The following is a 20,737-nucleotide window of genomic DNA, read 5'->3' as shown; positions in this document are numbered from 1 at the left end:
GAGCAGGCGGGCAGGCACGCAGGTCGTGCTCGCGCGCCTGCTCACGACGCGACACTTCGCTTCAGGACGCGCGGCCCGCCCGCGTGCGCAACGCGCTGGCCCGGGTCCCCGCGTACACCAACGCGTGCTCCACGATGTGGCCCGCGATGTCCTTGCCGGTGGCGCCCTCCAGGCCCTCGAAGCCGGGGCTGGAGTTGATCTCCATCAGGCGTGGGCCTTCGCGGCCCTCCAGCATGTCCACGCCCGCGACCTCCAGGCCGATGATGCGCGCCGCCTTCACCGCGGCCTCCATGTAGTCGGGGGGCAGGGTGATGGCGCGGCCCTCGCCGCCGCGGTGGATGTTGGAGCGGAACTCGCCCTTCTTCGCCTTGCGGCGCATGGCGCCCACCACCGTGTCGCCCACCACCAGCGCGCGCACGTCGCGGCCCTCGCTCTCCGCGACGAACTCCTGGAGGACGATCTCCTGGCCCAGGTCCCAGAAGGTGTCGAGGATGGTCTGCACCTCCGGCAAGGTGTGGGCGATCATCACGCCCACACCCTGGGTGCCCTTGATCAGCTTGATGATGACCGGCAGGCCGCCCACCTCCTGCACCAGCTTGCGCACGTTGCCGCGGTCGTGGGCCATCACCGTGCGGGGCATGTCCAGGCCCGCGCGGGCGAGGAACTGGAGCGCGCGCAGCTTGTCGCGGCTGCGCGCGATGGCCGTGGGCGGGTTGAGCACCGGCACGTCCATCATCTCGAAGTGGTTCACCACCGCCAGGCCGTACGCGGTGATGGACGCGCCGATGCGCGGAATCACCACGTCCACGCCCTTCACCTCCGCGCCGCGGTAGGTCATGCGCGGCTGGCCTTGGGCCAGCAGCAGGCAGCAGCGCAGCGTGTCGAAGACGAGCGCCCGGTGGCCCCGCGCCTTGACGGCCTCCACCAGCCGGCGCGTCGAATACAGCGAGCGCTTGCGGGACAGGATGGCCACGGTCTTCTTCGCGCGGGGCCGCTTGGGTCGCGGTGCGTCACCGCGCTCGGGTGCCTGCGCGCCAGGCGGGACGGGCGCCTTCTTCGGCTGGGATTTTCGGGGGGGCATGCGGGGCGCGCGACACTAGCACGCGCGGGCGTGGAGGCACGGCCCGTGGGCACCCTTTGCTATCCTCGCGTTCACTGATGACCGCCCCCAACCCGCATCCCGACGACATCCACACCAACCCCGGAGACGTCGGCCTTGAACTGTCGTCCCAGTCCCCCCTCCTGGGGGAGACACTGGTGGTGGATCCGCGCGCCACCGTGAAGCTGCACAAGTGCCGGCTCGTGGTGACGTCAGGGCCGGACACCGGGCGCTCCATGGTCAGCGACAAGGAGCGGCTGCGCTGCGGGGCCCACCCGGGCAACGACCTGGTGCTGGTGGAGGACCGCACCGCCAGCCGTCACCACTTCGAGGTCCAGTACACCGAGCGCGGCCACCTGCTGGTGGACCTGAACTCCACCAACGGCACCTTCCTGGACGGCCGGCGGATTGAACGGGCCTACCTGTCCCCGGGCTCGCAGATCCGCGCCGGGTCCTCCGTCATCACCTTCGCGCCCCTGGACGAAGAGGTGGCGGTGGAGCCCGACCGCGAGGGCGAGCTGTGCGGCATGGTGGGCCAGAGCGTGAAGATGCGGCAGGTGTTCGGGCTGATCAAACGCATCGCGCCCATGGACGTCTCCGTCATCATCCAGGGGGAGACGGGCACGGGGAAGGAGCTGGTCTCCAGCGCCATCCATGAGCTGTCCGGCCGCAAGAAGGGCCCCATGGTGGTGCTGGACTGCGGCGCCATCCCGCCCAACCTCATCGAGAGCGAGCTGTTTGGCCACGAGAAGGGCGCCTTCACCGGCGCCACGTCCAGCCGCCCCGGCGCCTTCGAGCGCGCGCAAGGGGGCACCATCTTCCTGGACGAGCTGGGCGAATTGCGCCTGGACCTGCAGCCCAAGCTCCTGCGCGTGCTGGAGAACCGCGAGGTGCGCCGCGTGGGCGGCAACGACGTCATCGAGGTGGACTGCCGCGTCATCGCCGCCACCCACCGCGACCTGGTGAAGGAGATCGCCGCGGGCAACTTCCGCGAGGACCTCTACTTCCGCCTGTCCGTCATCCACATCCAGCTGCCGCCCCTGCGCCAGCGCCGGGACGACATCCCGCTCATCCTCAAGCAGGCGCTGGCGGAGCCGGAGGTGGTGGAGAAGCACGGCCGCAAGCGCTTCTCCGCGGAGGCCCTGGGGCTGCTCATGGCCTACGCCTGGCCCGGCAACGTGCGCGAGCTGATGAACGTCCTCTCCCACGTGCTGACCTTCTCCGAGGGCGAGGAGATATTGCCGGCCCACCTGCCCCCGCGCATCCGGGGCCAGGCCCGCGAGGGCCCGCTGCCCTTCAACGAGCACCTGGCCTTCAAGGACGCCAAGGAGCAGCTCCTGGAGAACTTCGAGCGCGAGTACGTCACCAGCGTCCTCACCCGCTGCGAGGGCAACCTGTCCCGCGCCGCCCGGGAGAGCGGCCTGCACCGCAAGTCCATCGAGCGGCTGGTGAAGAAGTATCAGCTGGACGCCAAGGGCCTGAAACCGCGCTGAAACATCGCCGTTGCATGGTTTTTACTGCGGGTGACACATCCCCGGGAAGTTTCCACGGGGCCCGTCCTCTGAGACACTCCGGGTCCCCTTTGGACCGCGACGCGGCGTGTCGGCGGTCACTTGACGGATACTGCGAGGTTCCCCCGTCCCGCAGGATGGCCCCCTGTATGAGCCCACGATCCCCCCGTGAATCAGGCGAATCCGGCCAGGCGCTGGTGGAGGCGGCGTTGTCGCTGCCCCTGGTGACGTTCCTGATTCTGGGGGCGCTGCAGCTCTTCCTGATGATGCAGGCGCGGGTGATGACGCACTACGCGGCCTTCCGGGCGACGCGCGCGGGCAGCGTGGCGCACGGGGACTGCGAGCGGATGACCCACGCGGCCATCCTGGCGCTGATTCCGACCTTCCACTCGTTCATGGGGCAGGGGACGGGCTCGCTCAACGGACCCCTGGGGCGCGGCACGGGTTCGGACGCGCCCCGGTTGTTGGCGGACGCGTTCGCGGCGCGGATGAACAACCGCTACGCGGGCACCGGCGGCCCGGGCCCGGGCCTGGACGGCGTGCACAACCGCAGCATCGTGTGGATTTTGCGCGACCTGGCGGGCGGCGGCGTGGACAGCCCGGAGGACAGCGACTTCGACCGGCCGGGGCACCTGCGGCGGCTGGAGGTGCAGCTGGTGTTCTGGTACCCGCTGCGCATCCCGTTCGCCAACTGGGTGATGTCGCGCATGTTCCTGGCGCACTTCGGCCTGCGGCCCTACACGGACGCGAACCCGCTGCTCGTCGCCGAGCGCAACGCCAACTGGAACGGCACGGACGTGACGCCTTCGCACGTGCTGGACGGCGAGCTGGCGGCGGAGCTGGCGGACCGCGTGAACGCCCGGCAGTACGTCTTCCCCATCATCACCACGTTCACCATGCGAATGATGACGCCCGTGAAGGCGAAGTACTTCGCGAGCATGAACTGCCCCCGGTGAAAGCCATGAAGCGCTCCTCCCCCCAGCGCGGTCAGACCCTGGTGTTGTTCGTCCTCAGCATGCTGTTGCTCCTGCTGATGGTGGCCCTCACGCTGTCCTTCACCATGAAGGTTCGCGAGCGCATCGAGGTGCAGACGGTGGCGGACGCGGCCGCGTACTCCAACGCGGTGGCCACGGCGCGCACGTTCAACACCATCGCCGTGTCCAACCGCGCGGAGATCGCCCACATGGTGGCGAACGCCGGCGCGGCCAGCCTCTTGAACTGGGCGAGCCTCTACCGCGGTGAATTGAACGCGGCGAAGGCGGGCTACGGGGCGTGGGTGCCCGTGTACCAGGCCTTCGCCATCGCCGGCTGTCCCTGCGCCTGGAACAACGGCTTCTGCGCCCGCATGTGCCGGTGTGGCACGCGCGGCGTGTCGGACCTGGGCCGGTTGATGACGAAGCTGCAGCGCGAGGACCTGCGCGTGGAGGCCGTCTTCCAGTCCCTGGACCCCATGGTGGGCCTGCAGATGCGCCTGCACCAGCTGGCGGCGGGCGCGCTGTATGCCTCCTCGTATAAGGACTTCAGCGACCTCAAGGACAAGGTGAACAACCAGGGCTTCGCCGAGGACATCCTGAGAGACCTGCTGCCAGGCCGGAACCCGCACGACGCGGGGTGGCTGGCGCCGCCCGCGGGCAACATCTCCAAGAAGGAGCTGTCGGACAACACGGTGTGCTTGGGTGGCGGCGCGGTCTGTGATCCGCTGCCGATGACGGTGGCCCACAGCGTGGACGCGGCCATGGGCAGCCGCGGCTTCACCTTCGTCACGTCGCGCATGCTCCCGGAGTACGTCGCGCACGAGGCGAACCTGGCCTTCGTCATCATGCCACCGGACATCGTCACGCTCCCGTTCGCCGCAGGCACGGCCCACTTCGGCAAGCCGATCCTCCAGTACGGGCTCTTTCCTCCCTACGCGCCCGCCGTCACGGCCGAGGACGAGGGGGAAGTGGCCTTCATCTACAACCACATCGCGCATGGCGGTGGGCCGCCGTGCCCGGTGATGGTGGGCGGCACGGTCCCGACCCTTGCCCTGTTCGCGGCCTCCGGTGGCGTCATGCCCACGCCCACGCATATGTGGTTTGGCGGCACGGACCCGGCGCCCTTCGCGCGGCACATGCTGGCGCCGTGCCTGGGCGGTCCGTCGAGCTGTCCGGGCATCTGGCCGCCATTCATGGACTACAACCTGACGGAGCTGTGGCCCGGTGGCTCGGACAACAACTACGGGCAGCCGAAGAACTTCGCGGTCATCCAGCGCGACCGCAGCAACATGTCCGCGATGGAGCAGGACCCATGGAACCTGGCGTTCCGCTTCCGCTTCAAGGCGAGCAACCCGGACCCGAACGCGGGCAAGTTCGACAACCGCAGCGCCACCATGGCGGACGGCGTTACGCCGCTGGGCATCCAGACCGCGCTGTCCACGGGCATCGCGTACTACCATCGCGGAAGCAGCCTGGGCGTGTCCCACTGGAGCGAGCCGCCCAACCTGCTCAACCCGTACTGGCGCGCCACGCTGGTGCCGGTGGACACGGACGACACGGGCATCAATGACGCCATCAACGCGCTGGGGGCCAGCTCGCCGTCCTCCGCCCAGACCATCCGCGAGCTGCAGCGCGTGGGCTTCAGGGGGTTCCAGTGATGCACCGCCATCTTTCTCGTCACTCCCGGCAGGCGCGGGGCCAGTCCATCGTGGAGGCGGCCCTCGGCGTCACACTGTTCGTCACCATCCTGGTGTTCGGCATCCACTTCGCGGAGGTGGGCTTCCTGTCGCTGAAGGTGCAGGAGGCCGCCGTGTCCGCGCTGTGGAACGGTACGCACGGCCGGATGCACAGTCTGCTCACGTCTGACTTCGGACCCGCGCGTGACTCCATGGTGCGGGGGGGCGAGGACGCACAAGCGCGTTACGCGGACTTCAACGGCTTGTCGTCCGTCAACCACGGCGACACCATTACCCAGGTCTTCACGCGTGGCTCGGACTTGCGTGTCAGCTGTGGCGGCAACGGGGACCTGGGCTGGAATGGCCCTGTCCTGACTCGGCTGGTCTATCGCGACCAGGGCGGCGCGTCCTGCACGTCCCAGGCGAACCTGAGCTCCTGGAACATCCCCACCCGGTTCCTGGACCAGAGCTCGGAGACCGGGCTCTACAACGAGCAGCACCAGGATGCGGTCCACGCCAACATCCAGGTGTGTGGCATTGGCCGCGCGGTGGGGGGCACCTGCCGGGGCCGCTTCTCCATGCTTGTGGACGACTGGGGCCTGGCGAGCGAGGAGGAGACCACCACCTGTCTGCTGTTCCAGGACATGGCAGTGCCTTGCACCAATGCTGCCTTCTACCTGTCCACGAAGCTCGTCTACGAGCCCACCACGCTGCCCATCCCGACCTACGCCAGCTTCCTGGCGATGGATGCCCTCTTCATGAACCCGCTGCCGCCCCTGGTCTTGATGCAGCGGGAGAACACCTTCTGGATGAGCGCGGCGGGTGAGGAGAGCAACTTCATGCAGTACTTCATGAGGCCCGCGCCCCTGGGCAACCTGTGGAACACGTCGCCTGGCGCGCTGATTGGCATCACCACGCCCCATTACGGCCTGGGCTACCTGGACCGTCATGGCTGTTTCCTTGGAAAGGATTGCTGAAGATGAAGAAGCGAAGCCTGCTGTCGGGTGGAGTGCTGGCGTTGGTGCTGGGCATGTGCCTGGCCGCGTCTCCCGCGCGCGCGGACAGCAATTCGTGCAACACGGACTGCGCGACGAAGAACGGGGACACGCTCAACGCGTGCATCACCGCCTGCCCGGCACCCAGCGACCCAGGGTCGGCGAAGGACAGCAGCCGCACCTGCTCCGCGCGCTGCGCGAAGAAGTTCCAGGCCCAGTTCAACCAGTGCAAGGCCCGCTGCCCCAAGCCGGAGGGCGACACGGGCCCGAAGTCGGGCAAGTCCGTGAAGGCCGCCCGGTCCCACCACGGTTAGGAGGAGGGGCCGGATGATGCGCGCGATTCGTGGGGCGGCCCTGGCATTGGTGATGGGCTTTTCGGCACCTGCCTGGGCCCAGCGGGCCAACTTCACCTGGGACATCCCAAAGACCGTCAGCGTCGTGGACGTGCCGGGGCAGGTGGACGCCAATGGCGTGCCGGTGAAGCTGCTCGCGGTGCGCAGCAAGGAGAAGGCGCAGGTCATCCTCCAGAGTGTGGTGGACCGCTTCGAGTCCTGGGGCTTCATGGTGCCGGAGGCGTACCGGCAGCCGCAGCTCCTGCGCGAGCCGATGGTGACCGGCCTCGATACGCGCAACTTCATCTCCTACACGGCCATCCTCCAGGTGAACCCGGACGGCACCACCACGGTGTTCCTGGGGCAGGCGAACCTGGGCGAGGCGAAGGCTCCGAAGCCCGCCGGGCTGCCTGTCTTTCCCGGCGGCGCTGGAGTGCTGACGGCGGAGACGGAGGGCTCGCGCACGGTGAGCTACTCGGTGACGGGCAAGACGGTCGCCGACGTGGAGGCCTTCTACCGTGAGGCGCTCACCAAGGCGGGGTACAAGGAGATCCAACCCCGCGTGTTCAAGTCCTCCACGGAGGAGGTCGCGCTCAACCTGGGGGTCACCAAGGACGGTCCGGTGGCGGTGCGGCTGGTGCGCCGGGCGGCGGCGCCGGACGATGGGTTGACCCCGGGCGAGTGACGCCGCGGGAAGAGGAACACGAGACCGACATGACGACGCGAATCGCGGTGCGGGGCTGGCTGGGACTGATGGCGCTGGGCGCGGTGCTGGTGGCGCCGCGGGTGCTCGCGCAGTCGTGCGACGAGAAGTGCGCCCTCAACGCCGCCCCCGCCACCCAGGCCTGTACGCAGAAGTGCCCCGCCAAGGACATGGCGTGCAACCAGAAGTGCACGAAGGTGTTCCAGGCCGCGAAGGCGAAGTGCGCCAAGAAGTGCCCCAAGAGCAAGGGCAAGTCCGCGTCCCAGCCGCACGCGCACGACCACGGCGACGAGTGAGTCCGCGCGTGGATTGAAGGACCGGCGGGAGGGTGTTACGGGCGCAGCCAGCCATGAGCGACGCCTCCTCCCGCAAGGACCTCGACGCCACCGTCCACCTGCCGCGCACGGAGTTCCCCATGAAGGGGAACCTGGGCCAGCTCGAACCGCGCCTGCTCGCCTGGTGGCGGGAGCAGGACGTGTGGCGGCAATTGCTGGCGAAGAACGAGGGCCGTGAGCCCTTCGTGCTGGCGGACGGGCCGCCGTACGCCAACGGCCACCTGCACGCCGGGCATGCGCTCAACAAGGTGCTGAAGGACATCGTGGTGAAGTTCCGGAACCTCTCCGGGCGCCCGTGTGACTTCATCCCTGGTTGGGACACGCACGGTCTGCCCATCGAGCAGGCGGTGGAGAAGCGCCTCAAGGAACAGAAGCTGGACAAGCGCACGCTGTCGCGCGACGCGCTGTTGGAGCGCTGCCGCGAGTACGCGCTGGAGTTCGTGGACATCCAGCGCACGGAGTTCCAGCGGCTGGGTGTCTTCGGGACGTGGGACGCGCCCTACCGGACGCTCGACTTCAGCTACGAGGCGCAGGAGGTGCGCGAGCTGGCCGCGTTCGCGCGCCGTGGCATGTTGTACCGGCGCAAGAAGCCCGTGGCGTGGTGCCTCCAGGACCAGACCGCGCTCGCGGAGGCGGAGGTGGAGTACGCGGAGCACACGTCGCCCTCCGCGTATGTGGCCTTCGACGCGGGGCCGGAGTTGGTGGAGCGGCTGCCGCAGTTGAAGGGGCAGCGCGTGTCCTTCGTCATCTGGACCACCACGCCATGGACGCTGCCGGCCAATCTGGCCATCGCGGTGAACCCGGCGTTCGAATACGTCTTCTACCGGCTGGAGGACCGCGTCCTCTGCGTGGCGAAGGACCTGCTGGCGAAGGTGCTGGCGGAGGTGAAGTCAGACGAGCTCGCGGTGAAACACGTGCAGTTGCCCACGGGCGAGGTGTCGTCTCCGGCGCTGGTGGATCCGTCGCGCATCCTCGCGTACGCGACGGGCGAGGACCTGGAGCACGTGACGTATCAGCACCCGTTCCTGGTGCGGCAGGGGCGCGTGCTATTGGGCGAGCACGTCACGTTGGACGCGGGCACGGGGCTGGTGCACACGGCGCCGGGGCATGGCCAGGAGGACTACGAGGTCGGCCTGAAGTACGGCCTGGACATCTACAACCCGGTACGCGCGGACGGCCGCTACGACGACACGGTGGGCGAGGGGCTCGCGGGGCGGCGGGTGTTCGAAGCGAACCCGGTGGTGTTGGAGTTGCTGGTGCAGCGGGGCGCGCTGCTCAATGACAAATCAGACACGGTCACGCACAGCTATCCGCACTGCTGGCGCTGCCACCAGCCGGTCATCCAGGCGGCGACCTACCAGTGGTTCATCCCCATGGATGCGCCGTTCCATGGCACGCAGACGTTCCGGCAGGTGGTGCTGGAGCAGGTGGACAAGGTGCAGTGGGTGCCGTCGTGGGGACAGTCGCGGATCCGAGGCATGCTGGAGGGGCGTCCGGACTGGTGCATCAGCCGGCAGCGCAGCTGGGGCGTGCCCATCCCCATCGCGTACTGCGACGGGTGCGACGACGCGGTGGTGTCGCCGGAGGTGATGGAGCGGGTGGCGGCGGCGGTGGAGAAGGAGGGCGCGGGCGTGTGGTACCGCACGCCGGTGAAGGACTTCCTGGGCGCGGACTTCACGTGTCCTCGCTGCGGCAAGGGCGAGTTCCACCGCGAGACGGACATCCTGGACGTGTGGTTCGACTCGGCGTGCATGGCGTCCGCGGTGCTGGCGCAGCGGCAGCGAGTGCCGGCGGACCTGTTCCTGGAGGGGAGTGATCAGCACCGGGGCTGGTTCCATTCCTCGCTGCTGGTGTCGGTGGGCACGCGCGACGTGGCGCCCTACAAGGCATGCCTGACGCACGGCTTCGTGGTGGATGGCCAGGGCGAGAAGATGTCCAAGAGCCGGGGCAACACGGTGGCTCCGGACAAGGTCATCCAGCAGTACGGCGCGGAGGTGCTGCGGCTGTGGGTGGCGGCGAGCGACTACCGCAACGACGTGCGTCTGTCGGACGCCATCCTCAAGGGGCTGTCGGAGGGCTACCGGAAGATCCGCAACACGCTGCGGTACGCGCTGGGCAACCTGCACGACTTCGATCCGGCGAAGGACACGGTGCCTGGGGACAAGCTGTTGCCCCTGGATCAGTGGGCGCGCGGGCGGTTGGCGCAGGTGGCCGCGCGCGTGCGGCAAGCCTACGAGGATTATGAGTTCCACCTCGTCTACGCGACGGTGGTGGACTTCTGCGCCAATGACCTGTCGGCCGTGTACTTCGACATCCTGAAGGACCGGCTCTACACGGCGAAGCAGGACGGGCCCGCGCGGCGCGGTGCGCAGACGGTGCTGCACGAGGTGCTCACGGTGCTGCTGCCGTTGTTGGCGCCGGTGATGAGCTTCACGGCGGAGGAGGCGTGGCAGCACCTGCCGGGCGAGCGCGCGAAGAGCGTGTTCCTGGCGGGCTTCGCAGAGGCGCAGGCCTCGATGCCGCCGGAGCTGGAGGCGCGCTATGCGAAGCTGTTCGCGGTGCGCAGCGCGGTGCAGGGCGTGCTGGAGGTGGCGCGGCGGGACAAGCGCATCGGCGCGTCGCTGGAGGCCCGCGTGGTGCTGAGCGCTACGGGCGCGGTGCGCGAGGTGCTGGAGGCGCACCTCGCGGAGCTGCCCGGGCTATTCATCGTGAGCCAGGTGGAGCTGGCGAACGCCCCGTCCGAGTCAGCGAAGGCGCTGGATGTTTCACAGTTCTTCGGTGACGGTGTGTCGCTGTCTGTGGAAGTACTTCCGGCCCTGGGCACCAAGTGCCCCCGCTGCTGGGTGTATTCCGAAACAGTGGGGCAGGGTGACGATGTCTGTCTCAAGTGCCGTGAGGCACTTGGGCCTCGGTAAGACAACTAACACCCATCGCCGAAAGCGATGGGCGCCAGTTTCGAGCGTGAATTCGTGAGGTCTACCGTGATTCTTCCTGGTGGGGTTCCGCCACCAAGCTGAAGGAAGGGGAACGCACCGGATTGCAGGTGGGTTCGCCGATATCCCCATATGCTGCGGGATGCTTGTGTGCATCACTGACGCATATCTTGTGGGCACAGTCTCCGCGCTGCCTGCTACTTTCGGCCTGACCGTGACGAGAAGACTGAAACAGGGGTGGTGTGACCTCTGGGCTTGAGTAAACCCAGCCTACGGGACGGTTGAAGAGACTGCCTTCCGTTGAAGCGCAGAGCGCAGATCCAATCGGTTCATCAATATTGATGAAGTATCGAGTTCCGGGCTCGCTTGAGCGAATGACTGCATTGGCTCGCCGACGCATGATGCAGTTCTCTTCTCCGCTGAAACTGTTGCTTTCTGAGCCCTGACAAGTCACGGCAAGGATGAGTTCAGTAATGTCCGCGGACGGCGTCCATGTTCTTCTGGTTTCCTCGTCATGAATGAGGCCTATTCGCTGCTTGGTCGGAACTGGAACCATGCCAGGCGCCTCCAGAGGCACTTCGTAGTACTTGCCATCTTCGGGGTCTTTGGCCCATTTTACTTTCATCAGTCCCAAGTCGCCGTGGTGGGGCACGTTGACGGAATGCGCAAGCTCGTGAGCAATGTGAGAGGCACGTTCGCTCAGGTTGATGGAGTTCAGCAACTCAATGCTTGTGATCTTCCACGGAGTACTAGGGCCTCCTATCGTTTTGGAGAATGTATCCGTCGCGTCGGGCGCCTTCCTGTTCATGATGACAATGTGCTGGTCGACGATGTGGGTTCCTTCTTGGCTGTTCACGTTGAGCACGCGTGTAGGAGGAGTGCCTCCGCCAAATTCGCCTGCATCCAGTTTATGGACCTTAAGGCCCGTGAGGTTCTGGAATAGATTGATTCCCGGATCCGCACTAGAGCCGTAGTTGTTGTTGAGAAAGTAGTCGACTTCCTTGGGAGAAGTCCGCGTGTGATTGCCTTTCAGGTGGAATCCCCGGTACTCCTCAAAAAGGGTCAGGCCATCTCCAGCGTGCTCATCCCCCAATCCGTTGGGCAGTTTGTCGAGATCGGAGTTGTCCGCGAGATTCATCGCGCCCTTGGACTGCTTCCACGAATCCGCGATTTGGGACTGTGAATCCCGCTTGGGGATATTCAGGGGAGAGTCCACGTTGAACTGAGATTGGCCGTCGGACATCACGACCTTGGAAAGAAGCACCTTTCCACTGGGGAAATGCGCGATGGCCTTGACGGTCCCGTACGCTCCGAAATCGAACGCGGAGAGTTCGGCGAACGCGTGGGTATATGTGCCCTGGGGGGTCTTGACCCGATTCTTGTCCACGAACTCAAGATTGAGCGCGGTATTGGGCGCCTCCTCGAACTGGAGGTCCTGCGGGCTCGTGTCTTCGGCATCCAGAGGCTTGTTCATGCTGATGCCCTTGAGGGTCGAAGAGTCGACCTCGAATTCGATGGACTCAGCGCTGTCGGTGAACGTTGGCACCAGTGGAATGATCGCGGCGGTAATCTTGATGGTGTTTCCAGGGGCCGGAAGTTGGCTTGGGTTGAGACTGACGGGCGGTATATCCGTGGGGCCGAGGGGAAGCCAGTTCTCATAGCCTTCCGCGCTGAGGATGAGTTCCGCGTCGGTCTCCTCTGGCCAGAGGTCCCATTCAATCTCCCACTCGATTGGCATTTCGCCCCACGCCGGATTGGGCGGAACGCTTTGCACCACCGTGTCGCCAATGGTGATGAAGTGCATTCGTGCCTTGAGGTGGAGGGGTTCATTCTCAGTGGGCAGAGGAAATGTAAAGAAGCTGGGAGGAAGCGAGGGGAACACCGGGCCCGAGACTGATGAGGGATAGGTCTGGTCCAGGAGTGTCGCAACGGCGGGGCATTCGAGCATCGTCCAATGACTGGTGAAGGCTCGGAATTGGAAGGTCGTGTCGGAGGGAAAGATCACCCGGTCCGTCGAAATGGGCGACGAGTTTCTGGAACAGGAACCTTTGTTTGCCTCCGTGATCTGATCCTTGATGGTGCTGGTGTAGCTTGAGTTGAGCGAATAGAAGCCCTCAGCCACAGTGCCGAGACCCATGTTCAAGAACGGGACCATGGTGACCCGCATAGGGGCTCGGTAGGTCAGATTGTCCGACCACGTGAACTTGCCAGTGTCACGGTTCCAGACTCCGCTCGAACGGGTTGTGACCCTATAAACCCCTGCCCAATTGGCCACGCCAAGGATTCGTTCCTTGGGCGTGGCGAGAGGCTGTTTGACGATGTTGGCGCTTTCTGAGGAGCTGGTCGGAGGTTGATAGGTCGGCTCGGTGCAGGCCGCAAGGAATGCAAGTCCAATGATGAGATAATGGCGGGAGTGTAATTTCATGCTCAGGATGTTGGTCTCCAATTGGGGGTCTGGTATTGCAGGTGTCCAGACGCTCCCCCGCCCAATCCCTGAGCTTTGCCTTTAAAATACTTCCTGGCGTCTTCTTTTCAGGCGGACTGTTCCAGCTTGCGCAGCGTCTCCACCAGGTTCTGCATGCGTTCATGGTGCGTCCCCGGCCAGAAGACGCGCTGGCAGTTGGGGCACTGTTGGAAATGTCGATGGCGTTGGGTCACGCCTTCCGGGACGCGGCCCTGCACTTCTTCCGGGGTCGCGGTGGACAGCGGGGCGTTGCAGGCGATGCACCGGGAGAAGGGCCGCATGCGCGACGTCAGGCCATACCTTCGCACCACCTCCACCAACTGGTGCGCGGGGTCGGTCTCTCGCGGGAAGTAGCCGTACACCACCTCCGAGCGCTTCAGCACCCCCAGGTCCCGGGTGAGCAGCACCCGCGACTCATCGTGGGATATGCGCGCCAGCTGGTCGTCCGCGGAGTCGTTGCGCCAGAGCGTGTCGAAGCCGAGCATCCGCAGGAAGCCCGACAGCCGCCCCAGCCCCACGTCCAGGATGAAGCGCGGCATGTCCGGGAGCGGCGGTCCGACCCGCGACCCCTTCGGTGCCGCGGGATCCGCCGCCGGATACACGTCGAGGCGCGTGCCTTCCTCCGCTCGATGCCCGAAGCCCACCGGCTCACCGTTCACGCACACCACATCCACTTCCGGGTGCGGTGGCCCCAGGGACTCGATGAGGTCCTTCACGGACGGGCTGCCCTGCAACTCGTGCGCGAACGCGTGTCCCCGGCGCTCCGGTGCGACGAAATCGTTCAGCGCGCCGTGGAAGCGCACCGTCAACTGCCGTGATGACATCCTGGACTCCTCACGTCCTGCTGCGTTGTAACCCGAAGCCCGTGATGTCTTTCTTTGATTCCCCGCCTTACCCAGTTACGGCGCGGTGCGCCTCTTGGATTCTCGAAACGCAGTGATGGAATCCTCACGGGCCGTCAGGGGACAGCCTTCTTGCAAACTTCTATAGTCACGCGCCAGTCGGCGCGCCGAAGCCGATGGGTCACCCCCTCGACACCCTCGGAAGCAAGGATTCAGGCCCTGCATGGCAACAAAGTTCCCCCCGTTCCTCCGTCCCTTCCTGGCGTTGGGCTTCCTGGCCCTCGCCTGCGGTGAGGGTAACGAGCCCATCGCGCCTCCGGACTCGGGGACCACGATTGATGCCGGGACCCGCACCGATGCGGGCACCACCGTCGACGCGGGGAATCCCACGGACGACGCGGGCACCTCCGAGGATGCCGGATCCGATGTGGACACGGGTCCCGATGATGCGGGCACCGAGGTGGATGCGGGCTCGGCGGACGACGCGGGCACCTCCACCGATGCCGGGACCGAGACGGACGCGGGCTCGTCCGTGGACGCGGGCACCGATGCGGGCACGACGGACGACGCGGGCACCGTGGACGCGGGCTCTCCGGCCGACGGTGGCTCCGGCGACGCGGGTTCGATTGGCGAGACGGATTCCGACGGTGGCTACACGCAGATCCGCCTGATGGCCGCCAACCTCACCAGCGGCAACGGCCAGAACTACGACCCGGGCCACGGCATCCGGCTGATGCAGGGCGTGAAGCCCGACGTCGTGATGATCCAGGAGTTCAACTACAAGTCGAACTCCGCCGCGGACATGCGCGCCATGGTCGATACGACCTTCGGCCCGGGCTTCTACTACTACCGCGAGACCGGCGCGCAGATCCCCAACGGCGTCATCAGCCGCTACCCCATCATCGAGTCGGGCGAGTGGACGGACAGCAAGGTCTCCAACCGCGACTTCGCCTGGGCCCGCATCGACATCCCCGGACCGCGCGACCTCTGGGCCGTCAGCGTCCACCTGCTCACCACCAGCGCCGGCAACCGCTCCGCGGAAGCCACCCAGCTCGTGGGCTACATCAAGAGCAAGGTCCCCGAAGGCGACTACCTGGCCATCGGCGGCGACTTCAACACCGACTCCCGCTCCGAGGCGTGCTTGACCACCTTCAAGCAGGTGGTCGACACCGCGGGCCCGTACCCCGCGGACAAGAACGGCAAGGACGGCACCAACTCCGCCCGCTCCAAGCCCTATGACCACGTGCTCGTGGACTCCGACCTGCGCAAGTATCAGGTGCCCACCGTCGTCGGGACCAGCACCTTCAGCAACGGCCTGGTGCTCGACAGCCGCGTCTACACGCCCCTGTCGGACATCTCCCCGGCGCTCAGCTCCGACAGCGGCGCCGCCAGCATGCAGCACATGGGCGTCGTGAAGACGTTCGTCACGCCCAACTTCTAGCCGGGCACGCAGCTGCAACGCGGGCCGGTCATCGGGAGTCCCCCGGTGTCCGGCCCGTGTCGTCTCCTCAGAGGATGTCGCTCCACTTGTGGCGGTTGCGCTCCAGGAAGCGCGCCACCGGGGGGATGCGCGCCACCAGCGGCGTCAGCACGAACACCGCCCCCAACCGCAGCGGCTTGATGACCTGCGTCGCCAGGTACGCGGCGCCCCACGCGCCTGCCTGTGCTCCGGCGCCCTCGGGCTTGAAGCCGGCGCGGATGGCCGCCCAGAAGCCCACCAGCGACAGGCCGAAGCTCAGCCAGTACAGGGCGAAGGCCACCGGGCCGTAGTCCACCAGCAGCGCCTTGAAGCGCGCCATCAACGTCGGCTTCGCCGCCGGGGTCGGGTTGGTGGTTTCGGGTGGGGCAATGTCGGGAGCGGAAGGCTTCACGTCGGGCTCAACAGGCGCCATGCGCGCACCATGCCCGAAACGCGGGGCCTGGGGGAGTGCGGGGGCAGGCGGACGGGCGGGCCCCGGCCCGGGGCCGGGTTGTCAGGGCTCCCGGGGGCGCGATAGAGGTTCGGGCACCCCATGAAAGCCTCCTTGCGCCTCCTCCTCGTGGTGGTCCTCGCCGTGCTGGCGGCGGATCAGGTGACGAAGTACCTGGCCGTGTCCCGGCTGACGGAAGCGCTGGATGGGCGCGAGGGCCTCGCTCGCGTGTCCGGCTTCCTGAGCGAGCGGAACCTGGACAACGACCCTCCGGAGGAGGGCGTGTTCCGCAAGAACACGCGGCCGTACCGCTTCATCGAGGACTACTGGCACTTCCGCTACGTGGAGAACCCGGGCGCGGCGTGGGGCATGTTCTCCAACCTGCCGGAGACCGCGCGCAAGGCGTTCTTCCACGTGGTGAGCCTGGCGGCGCTGGGGTTCATCCTGGTGCTGTACCGGCGCACGGAGCCGTCGCAGAAGGCGGTGCGCGTGGCGCTGGCGCTCATCACCGGCGGCGCGCTGGGCAACTTCGTGGACCGGCTCATCCGGGGCTACGTCATCGACTTCATCGACTGGCACTGGCGCAACCAGCCGGGCATGCGCTGGCCCACGTTCAACGTGGCGGACGCGGCCATCTGCGTGGGCGTGGCGCTGATGCTGCTGGACTCGCTGCGCCGGCCGGCGCCCGTGGCCTCGCCGACGCTCACCCAGGGCAGCAGCCCTCAGCCGTGACGCGCGGGGGTGGGCTGGTATAAGCCCTCCCCGTGCCGCGCAAATACGCCATCCTCCTCGCCCTCACGCTGGGCGTCATCGTGCTGGACCAGTGGACGAAGTACCTGGTCGTGCGCGACCTCACCACCCGCTTCGACGGGCTCCCCACGCTGTCGGAGCGGCTGGGCGCGTTCTACTCGCCCGCGGAGGCCCCGGGCTTCCGGGGCCTGCACTTCCAGCCGCGCACGCATGTGGAGGTGTTGGAGAACTTCTTCCGCATCCGCTACGCGGAGAACCCGGGCGCGGCGTGGGGCCTGTTCCGCGACCTGCCGCCCCACCTGCGCGGCCCGCTCTTCCACCTGGTGAGCCTGGGCGCGGTGCTGCTCATCGTCTTCTACTTCCGGAAGCTGTCCGGCACGGACCCCGCGGAGGTGTGGGCGCTGTGGGGCCTGCCGCTGGTGCTGGGCGGCGCGCTGGGCAACTACATCGACCGCGTGGCGCGGGCCTTCGTCATCGATTTCCTGGAGGCCCATTGGTACGACAAGGCCGCGTGGCCGTCGTTCAACGTCGCGGACATGGCCATCTGCATCGGCGTGGGCATGCTCGTGGTGGACGCCTTCGTGCGCAAGGAGAAGCCCAAGGCCTCCGCCCCCGCGCAGGCCTCCTGAAAGAGGGTCCCCATGCTCCCCGTCCTGCTGCGCCTCTCCTTCACCACCCTGTGGATGCAGCTCTTGCTGTACGCCGCCGCGGTGGCGGTGGTGGCCTCGGTCGCCGTCAACGGCTGGAAGGGCGCGCCGGGGCCGGTGGACCCGAAGACGGACCGGGAGGGCCCCGCGACATTCCAGGACAAGCTGTTGCGCGCGGTGGGGTTCGCCGCGGTGGGCGGCTTCCTCGCGTACTTCGGCCTGAAGTTCGCGCTGCCCGCGGATGCGTTCCCCGGCGGCCATGGTGAGGGCATCCCGCTGCACACCTACGGTCTGCTCCTGGCCCTGGGCTTCTCCACCGCGGTGGCGGTGGCGGGCCGGCTGGCGCAGGACGAGTGGCGCCGCGTGACGCTCGTGCCGGGCCGGGGATGGGTGGACACCGAGGGCCCGAAGAAGCGCGAGCAGGTGATGGACCTGGCCTTCTGGGTGCTGGTGGGCGGGCTCGTGGGCAGCCGCGTGCTGTTCGTGCTGGTGAACTGGCAGGACTACGCGCGCGACTGGACGCAGGCCTTCTCCCTGGGCGGCGGGCTGGTGTTCTACGGCGGCCTGATTGGCGCGGGGCTGGCGGCGTTCCTGTTCGCCCGCAAGCACGACCTGGACTTCCTGCGGCTCGCGGACGTGTGCATCCCGACGGTGTCACTGGGGCAGTGCCTGGGACGTCTGGGGTGCTTCTCCGCCGGATGCTGCTGGGGCGACATGGCGGGGAGCCACTCGCGCCTGGGCGTCACCTTCCCGGGCTCCGGAGTGGCGCAGGACCTGTTCGGCCGGCTGGGGGGCGCTTCCAGCCTGGCGTTCGGCTCGCAGGCCGGGGACGGCCGCTTCGTGGTGGAGGCCACCGGGCAGGTGCTCCATGAGTGGGCGCCGGGCGCGGTGCGCATCTCCGACTGGGTGGTCCAGCACGGCACCACGTTGCCGGTGTACCCCACGCAGCTCTTCGAGTCGGTGGGGCAGCTGGTGCTCTTCGTGGCGCTGCTGTACGCGCGCCGCTTCCGCCGCTTCCACGGGCACATCTTCGCCCTGTGGCTGATGGCCTACGCCGTCCTGCGCACGACGGTGGAGCTGTTCCGGGGTGACGTGGAGCGCGGCACCCTGCACGGCCTGCTGGAGTCCCTGGGGGCCCAGGGGCTGGCCGGGGGGGTGCCCCTGGAGGCCTGGTACAACGTGTCCACCAGCCAGTTCATCTCCCTGTGCATGTTCACCTTCGGTGCGCTGCTGATGGTCCGCCACCGACCGGCGGGTGGGTCCGCGGGCCTGGGGCCCACACCGTCGGCGGCCTGAGGTTGCGAGCCGCGCCCGGGTTGGGGACACTCCCGGAACATGCCGCCGCCCGACAACGCCCGGCCCGCCGCCAAGAATGGGGGCCGGCCCGCGCAGCAGGACGCCAGTTCCTCCAGCGAAGCCGCCCTTCACGAATGTGAGGAGATGGAGGCGGCGATCGCGGAGCTGCGCAACAGCTACGAGCAGTACTTCATGGGCATGGAGCGCCAGGCGCCCATCCGCGCGCATGAGGACCTGAAGAAGCGGATGATGAAGCTCAAGGGGGCCTTCATCCGCAGCACGGCGGTGAAGTTCCGCGTGCAGAGCCTCCACAACAAGTTCCTCACCTACGAGCGGCTGTGGACGCGCACGCTCCAGGAGATTGAAGACGGCACCTACCGCCGCGACCTGGCCAAGGCCCGCCGTCGCGCGGAGAAGAAGAAGCCCGGCGCCAGCGCGGGCCAGAAGGGCGTGGTGGAGCTGCCGGAAGAAATCGACGACATGGACTTCGAGGAGATCGAAGAGCTCGCCGGCCGGCGCCCCATCAACGAGCCGAAGCTCGCCTCGGAGTACCTCGCGGAGCAGCAGACCACGTCGGGTGGCACGCCCTTCCGGGGGACTCCGGCGGTGGCGCCCGCGGCGGCGCAGCCGGCCGTGGCCCCCGTCACGATTCCTCCGGTGGGCGCGCCCCGGGGCACGCCCGCGGGGCTGGTGCCGCCGAAGCAGGGCGTGCCGGCGGTCTCTCCCGTGAGCGGGCTGCCGTCCATCGCGCCCGTGGGAGGCACGCCGCAGAAGGGGACTCCGGCGGTGGGGACGTCGAAGCTGCCCTCGGTGACGCCAGCGGTGCCTCCGGGCATGGCCGCGAAGGCTCCGGCCGCGACGCAGCCCGCGCGTCCTACGGCTCCCGCGGCGGCGGCGCCCCGTCCCGCGGCGGCGGGGCCCAACGGCGGCATGTCCGACGACAAGCTGCGCGCGGTGTACGACGCGTACGTCACCGCGAAGCGCCGCTGCCAGGAGGACACGTCCAAGCTGTCCTACGAGTCCGTGGCCGCCACGCTGCGCAAGCAGGTGCCGGAGCTGCTCAAGCAGCACAACGCGAAGGCCGTGGAGTTCAAGGTCGTCATCAAGGACGGCAAGGCCTCGCTCAAGGCCGTGCCCAAGTAGTCGCGGGAGGGGGACGGATGAACCAGGACCTGGAGGCGCTCAAGGCGCGCGTGGCGCGGCTGTCGGTGATGATCTTCGACATCGACGGCACGCTCACCGACGGCCGCATCTTCTGGGTGCCCAACTCCGGCTGGACGCAGATGTACAGCGTGCGCGACGGCATGGGCATCAAGCGCCTGCAGGAGGTGGGCATCGAGGTGGCCGCCATCTCCGGCGGCGACAGCCTCTCCGCGCAGATGCGCATGCAGTCGCTGGGCTTGCGCCACGTGCACTTCGGCAGTCAGGACAAGGTGGCGCACTTCGAGAAGCTGCTCGGCATCCTCAACGTGTCCGCGGAGCACTGCGGCTACATGGGTGACGAAGTGGTGGACCTGCCGCTGCTCAAGGCGGTGGGCTTCTCCGCCACCGTGCCGGAGGCGCCGGACGAGGTGCGCGCGCAGGTGCACTACGTGGCCCAACGCGCCGCGGGCTTCGGCGCCGCGCGCGAGGTGTGCGAGTTCATCCTGAAGCACCGGGCGCGCTCCGCGCCCTGACGTCCCATTCCAGTCGCTGGATGATGCGGGGCCTCTTCTGCACCACCGTCAAACCGGTGGGATGGGAAAGATGCCCAAACGTTCGCTCCTGGAAACGCCTACCTCCCCATCCTGCGTTCGGGTTGTCGCTCCCCAGGCCCGTCCCTACCTTGCGCTGCCTGATGGCCGGAAAGCGGCCCGAGACACCTGGGAGGCGACGTGGGGATGCGGCGGATGTGGCTCGGACTGGCGGGGGTCGCGGGGCTCGCCGTGTCCACCGGATGTGGGCGGCCCCCGGATGATTCGGAAGCGCGGCTCGCGGCCCTGGAGGCCGAGGGCAAGCAGATGGACCAGGCCCTGGACGCGGTCGAGGACCGGCTCCTGGGCAGCCAGGGACGGCTCGCGATGTGGAACGAGCTGGGACGGCGTCACCAGGAGGTGAGCGCCATCCAGTGCAAGGTGGCCGACGCCCACATGGCCGCCATCCTCAAGCACGAGGACAAGCAGAACCAGAAGTCGCGGACGCTCAAGCAGCAGCGCAACCCGATGGCCTCCGTGGACACCGCCGTGCTCACCTCCGGCAAGGTGCCCACGCGGCAGCGCAGCAACTGACGT

The 20,737-nt window shown here is 67.6% G+C and carries 19 protein-coding genes; 15 read left to right on the top strand and 4 right to left on the bottom strand.

The features are described from left to right. Positions 1 to 61 precede the first annotated feature (61 nt). Positions 62 to 1,081 (bottom strand): RimK family alpha-L-glutamate ligase, encoded by a 1,020-nt coding sequence (locus KYK13_RS36655; RefSeq protein ID WP_223639574.1) that lies wholly within the window; start codon positions 1,079 to 1,081, stop codon positions 62 to 64. Positions 1,082 to 1,158: 77 nt separating this feature from the next. Here KYK13_RS36655 and KYK13_RS36650 point away from each other — a divergent pair, with 77 nt between their 5' ends. The 8 genes from KYK13_RS36650 (at position 1,159) to ileS (ending at position 10,540) form a co-directional block, all read left to right on the top strand. Then, positions 1,159 to 2,592, top strand: coding sequence for a sigma 54-interacting transcriptional regulator (locus KYK13_RS36650; RefSeq protein ID WP_223639571.1), 1,434 nt, complete (start codon positions 1,159 to 1,161; stop codon positions 2,590 to 2,592). 167 nt (positions 2,593 to 2,759) lie between these two features. Beyond that, positions 2,760 to 3,566 (top strand): TadE/TadG family type IV pilus assembly protein, encoded by an 807-nt coding sequence (locus tag KYK13_RS36645; protein ID WP_223639568.1) that lies wholly within the window; start codon positions 2,760 to 2,762, stop codon positions 3,564 to 3,566. A 5-nt stretch (positions 3,567 to 3,571) separates the two neighbouring features. Then, positions 3,572 to 5,242: a pilus assembly protein TadG-related protein gene (locus tag KYK13_RS36640; RefSeq protein WP_223639565.1), complete on the top strand. Its 1,671-nt coding sequence runs from the start codon at positions 3,572 to 3,574 to the stop codon at positions 5,240 to 5,242. Further along, on the top strand, positions 5,242 to 6,237 hold the full coding sequence (locus KYK13_RS36635) for a TadE/TadG family type IV pilus assembly protein (RefSeq protein WP_223639562.1): 996 nt from the start codon (positions 5,242 to 5,244) through the stop codon (positions 6,235 to 6,237). The genes KYK13_RS36640 and KYK13_RS36635 overlap by 1 nt, the downstream gene beginning before the upstream one ends. 2 nt (positions 6,238 to 6,239) lie before the next feature. Beyond that, positions 6,240 to 6,569, top strand: coding sequence for a hypothetical protein (locus KYK13_RS36630; RefSeq protein ID WP_223639560.1), 330 nt, complete (start codon positions 6,240 to 6,242; stop codon positions 6,567 to 6,569). A gap of 13 nt (positions 6,570 to 6,582) precedes the next feature. Beyond that, complete coding sequence (locus KYK13_RS36625) at positions 6,583 to 7,272, top strand: hypothetical protein (protein WP_223639558.1); 690 nt, start codon at positions 6,583 to 6,585, stop codon at positions 7,270 to 7,272. A gap of 29 nt (positions 7,273 to 7,301) precedes the next feature. Further along, a complete protein-coding gene (locus KYK13_RS36620; RefSeq protein WP_223639556.1) occupies positions 7,302 to 7,586 on the top strand; it encodes a hypothetical protein in 285 nt (94 codons plus the stop codon). A gap of 53 nt (positions 7,587 to 7,639) precedes the next feature. Further along, positions 7,640 to 10,540: an isoleucine--tRNA ligase gene (gene ileS / locus KYK13_RS36615; RefSeq protein ID WP_223639554.1), complete on the top strand. Its 2,901-nt coding sequence runs from the start codon at positions 7,640 to 7,642 to the stop codon at positions 10,538 to 10,540. Positions 10,541 to 10,601: 61 nt separating this feature from the next. On the opposite strand, the gene KYK13_RS36610 is transcribed toward ileS, so the two are convergent. Both KYK13_RS36610 and KYK13_RS36605 read right to left on the bottom strand, forming a co-directional pair. Further along, on the bottom strand, positions 10,602 to 12,983 hold the full coding sequence (locus KYK13_RS36610; protein WP_223639552.1) for a hypothetical protein: 2,382 nt from the start codon (positions 12,981 to 12,983) through the stop codon (positions 10,602 to 10,604). 107 nt (positions 12,984 to 13,090) lie between these two features. After that, positions 13,091 to 13,846: a Mut7-C ubiquitin/RNAse domain-containing protein gene (locus KYK13_RS36605; protein WP_223639550.1), complete on the bottom strand. Its 756-nt coding sequence runs from the start codon at positions 13,844 to 13,846 to the stop codon at positions 13,091 to 13,093. 241 nt (positions 13,847 to 14,087) lie between these two features. On the opposite strand from KYK13_RS36605, the gene KYK13_RS36600 reads away from it, so the two are divergent. Then, positions 14,088 to 15,305: an endonuclease/exonuclease/phosphatase family protein gene (locus KYK13_RS36600; RefSeq protein ID WP_223639548.1), complete on the top strand. Its 1,218-nt coding sequence runs from the start codon at positions 14,088 to 14,090 to the stop codon at positions 15,303 to 15,305. A gap of 67 nt (positions 15,306 to 15,372) precedes the next feature. On the opposite strand, the gene KYK13_RS36595 is transcribed toward KYK13_RS36600, so the two are convergent. Then, positions 15,373 to 15,735, bottom strand: coding sequence for a hypothetical protein (locus tag KYK13_RS36595; RefSeq protein WP_223639545.1), 363 nt, complete (start codon positions 15,733 to 15,735; stop codon positions 15,373 to 15,375). Positions 15,736 to 15,876: 141 nt separating this feature from the next. Here KYK13_RS36595 and lspA (KYK13_RS36590) point away from each other — a divergent pair, with 141 nt between their 5' ends. From lspA (KYK13_RS36590) to KYK13_RS36565, 6 genes are all read left to right on the top strand, one after another. Further along, positions 15,877 to 16,506, top strand: coding sequence for a signal peptidase II (lspA, locus tag KYK13_RS36590; protein WP_223639543.1), 630 nt, complete (start codon positions 15,877 to 15,879; stop codon positions 16,504 to 16,506). A gap of 32 nt (positions 16,507 to 16,538) precedes the next feature. Beyond that, the gene (gene lspA / locus KYK13_RS36585; protein WP_223639542.1) at positions 16,539 to 17,153 is read left to right on the top strand and encodes a signal peptidase II; all 615 of its coding nucleotides are present in this window, start codon (positions 16,539 to 16,541) and stop codon (positions 17,151 to 17,153) included. 12 nt (positions 17,154 to 17,165) lie between these two features. Beyond that, on the top strand, positions 17,166 to 18,467 hold the full coding sequence (locus KYK13_RS36580) for a prolipoprotein diacylglyceryl transferase (RefSeq protein WP_223639540.1): 1,302 nt from the start codon (positions 17,166 to 17,168) through the stop codon (positions 18,465 to 18,467). Between the two features lie 39 nt (positions 18,468 to 18,506). After that, positions 18,507 to 19,610 (top strand): MXAN_5187 C-terminal domain-containing protein, encoded by a 1,104-nt coding sequence (locus KYK13_RS36575; protein ID WP_223639538.1) that lies wholly within the window; start codon positions 18,507 to 18,509, stop codon positions 19,608 to 19,610. Between the two features lie 17 nt (positions 19,611 to 19,627). After that, complete coding sequence (locus KYK13_RS36570) at positions 19,628 to 20,143, top strand: HAD family hydrolase (protein ID WP_223639536.1); 516 nt, start codon at positions 19,628 to 19,630, stop codon at positions 20,141 to 20,143. 213 nt (positions 20,144 to 20,356) lie between these two features. Further along, complete coding sequence (locus KYK13_RS36565) at positions 20,357 to 20,734, top strand: hypothetical protein (protein WP_223639534.1); 378 nt, start codon at positions 20,357 to 20,359, stop codon at positions 20,732 to 20,734. Positions 20,735 to 20,737 lie beyond the last annotated feature (3 nt).

This window comes from Corallococcus sp. EGB (genome assembly GCF_019968905.1).
Taxonomy (GTDB): domain Bacteria; phylum Myxococcota; class Myxococcia; order Myxococcales; family Myxococcaceae; genus Corallococcus.
This window is presented reverse-complemented; position numbering and strand designations above follow the sequence as displayed.

Excerpts from the sequence above, each read along its gene's own strand:
- KYK13_RS36605 (WP_223639550.1), bottom strand. The coding sequence starts at position 13,846 with ATGTCATCACGGCAGTTGACGGTGCGCTTCCACGGCGCGCTGAACGAT.
- KYK13_RS36600 (WP_223639548.1), top strand. The coding sequence starts at position 14,088 with ATGGCAACAAAGTTCCCCCCGTTCCTCCGTCCCTTCCTGGCGTTGGGC.
- KYK13_RS36610 (WP_223639552.1), bottom strand. The coding sequence starts at position 12,983 with ATGAAATTACACTCCCGCCATTATCTCATCATTGGACTTGCATTCCTT.
- KYK13_RS36655 (WP_223639574.1), bottom strand. The coding sequence starts at position 1,081 with ATGCCCCCCCGAAAATCCCAGCCGAAGAAGGCGCCCGTCCCGCCTGGC.
- KYK13_RS36645 (WP_223639568.1), top strand. The coding sequence starts at position 2,760 with ATGAGCCCACGATCCCCCCGTGAATCAGGCGAATCCGGCCAGGCGCTG.
- KYK13_RS36650 (WP_223639571.1), top strand. The coding sequence starts at position 1,159 with ATGACCGCCCCCAACCCGCATCCCGACGACATCCACACCAACCCCGGA.
- KYK13_RS36575 (WP_223639538.1), top strand. The coding sequence starts at position 18,507 with ATGCCGCCGCCCGACAACGCCCGGCCCGCCGCCAAGAATGGGGGCCGG.
- KYK13_RS36630 (WP_223639560.1), top strand. The coding sequence starts at position 6,240 with ATGAAGAAGCGAAGCCTGCTGTCGGGTGGAGTGCTGGCGTTGGTGCTG.
- KYK13_RS36635 (WP_223639562.1), top strand. The coding sequence starts at position 5,242 with ATGCACCGCCATCTTTCTCGTCACTCCCGGCAGGCGCGGGGCCAGTCC.
- KYK13_RS36565 (WP_223639534.1), top strand. The coding sequence starts at position 20,357 with ATGTGGCTCGGACTGGCGGGGGTCGCGGGGCTCGCCGTGTCCACCGGA.
- KYK13_RS36570 (WP_223639536.1), top strand. The coding sequence starts at position 19,628 with ATGAACCAGGACCTGGAGGCGCTCAAGGCGCGCGTGGCGCGGCTGTCG.
- lspA (WP_223639543.1), top strand. The coding sequence starts at position 15,877 with ATGAAAGCCTCCTTGCGCCTCCTCCTCGTGGTGGTCCTCGCCGTGCTG.
- KYK13_RS36580 (WP_223639540.1), top strand. The coding sequence starts at position 17,166 with ATGCTCCCCGTCCTGCTGCGCCTCTCCTTCACCACCCTGTGGATGCAG.
- KYK13_RS36620 (WP_223639556.1), top strand. The coding sequence starts at position 7,302 with ATGACGACGCGAATCGCGGTGCGGGGCTGGCTGGGACTGATGGCGCTG.
- KYK13_RS36625 (WP_223639558.1), top strand. The coding sequence starts at position 6,583 with ATGATGCGCGCGATTCGTGGGGCGGCCCTGGCATTGGTGATGGGCTTT.
- ileS (WP_223639554.1), top strand. The coding sequence starts at position 7,640 with ATGAGCGACGCCTCCTCCCGCAAGGACCTCGACGCCACCGTCCACCTG.
- KYK13_RS36640 (WP_223639565.1), top strand. The coding sequence starts at position 3,572 with ATGAAGCGCTCCTCCCCCCAGCGCGGTCAGACCCTGGTGTTGTTCGTC.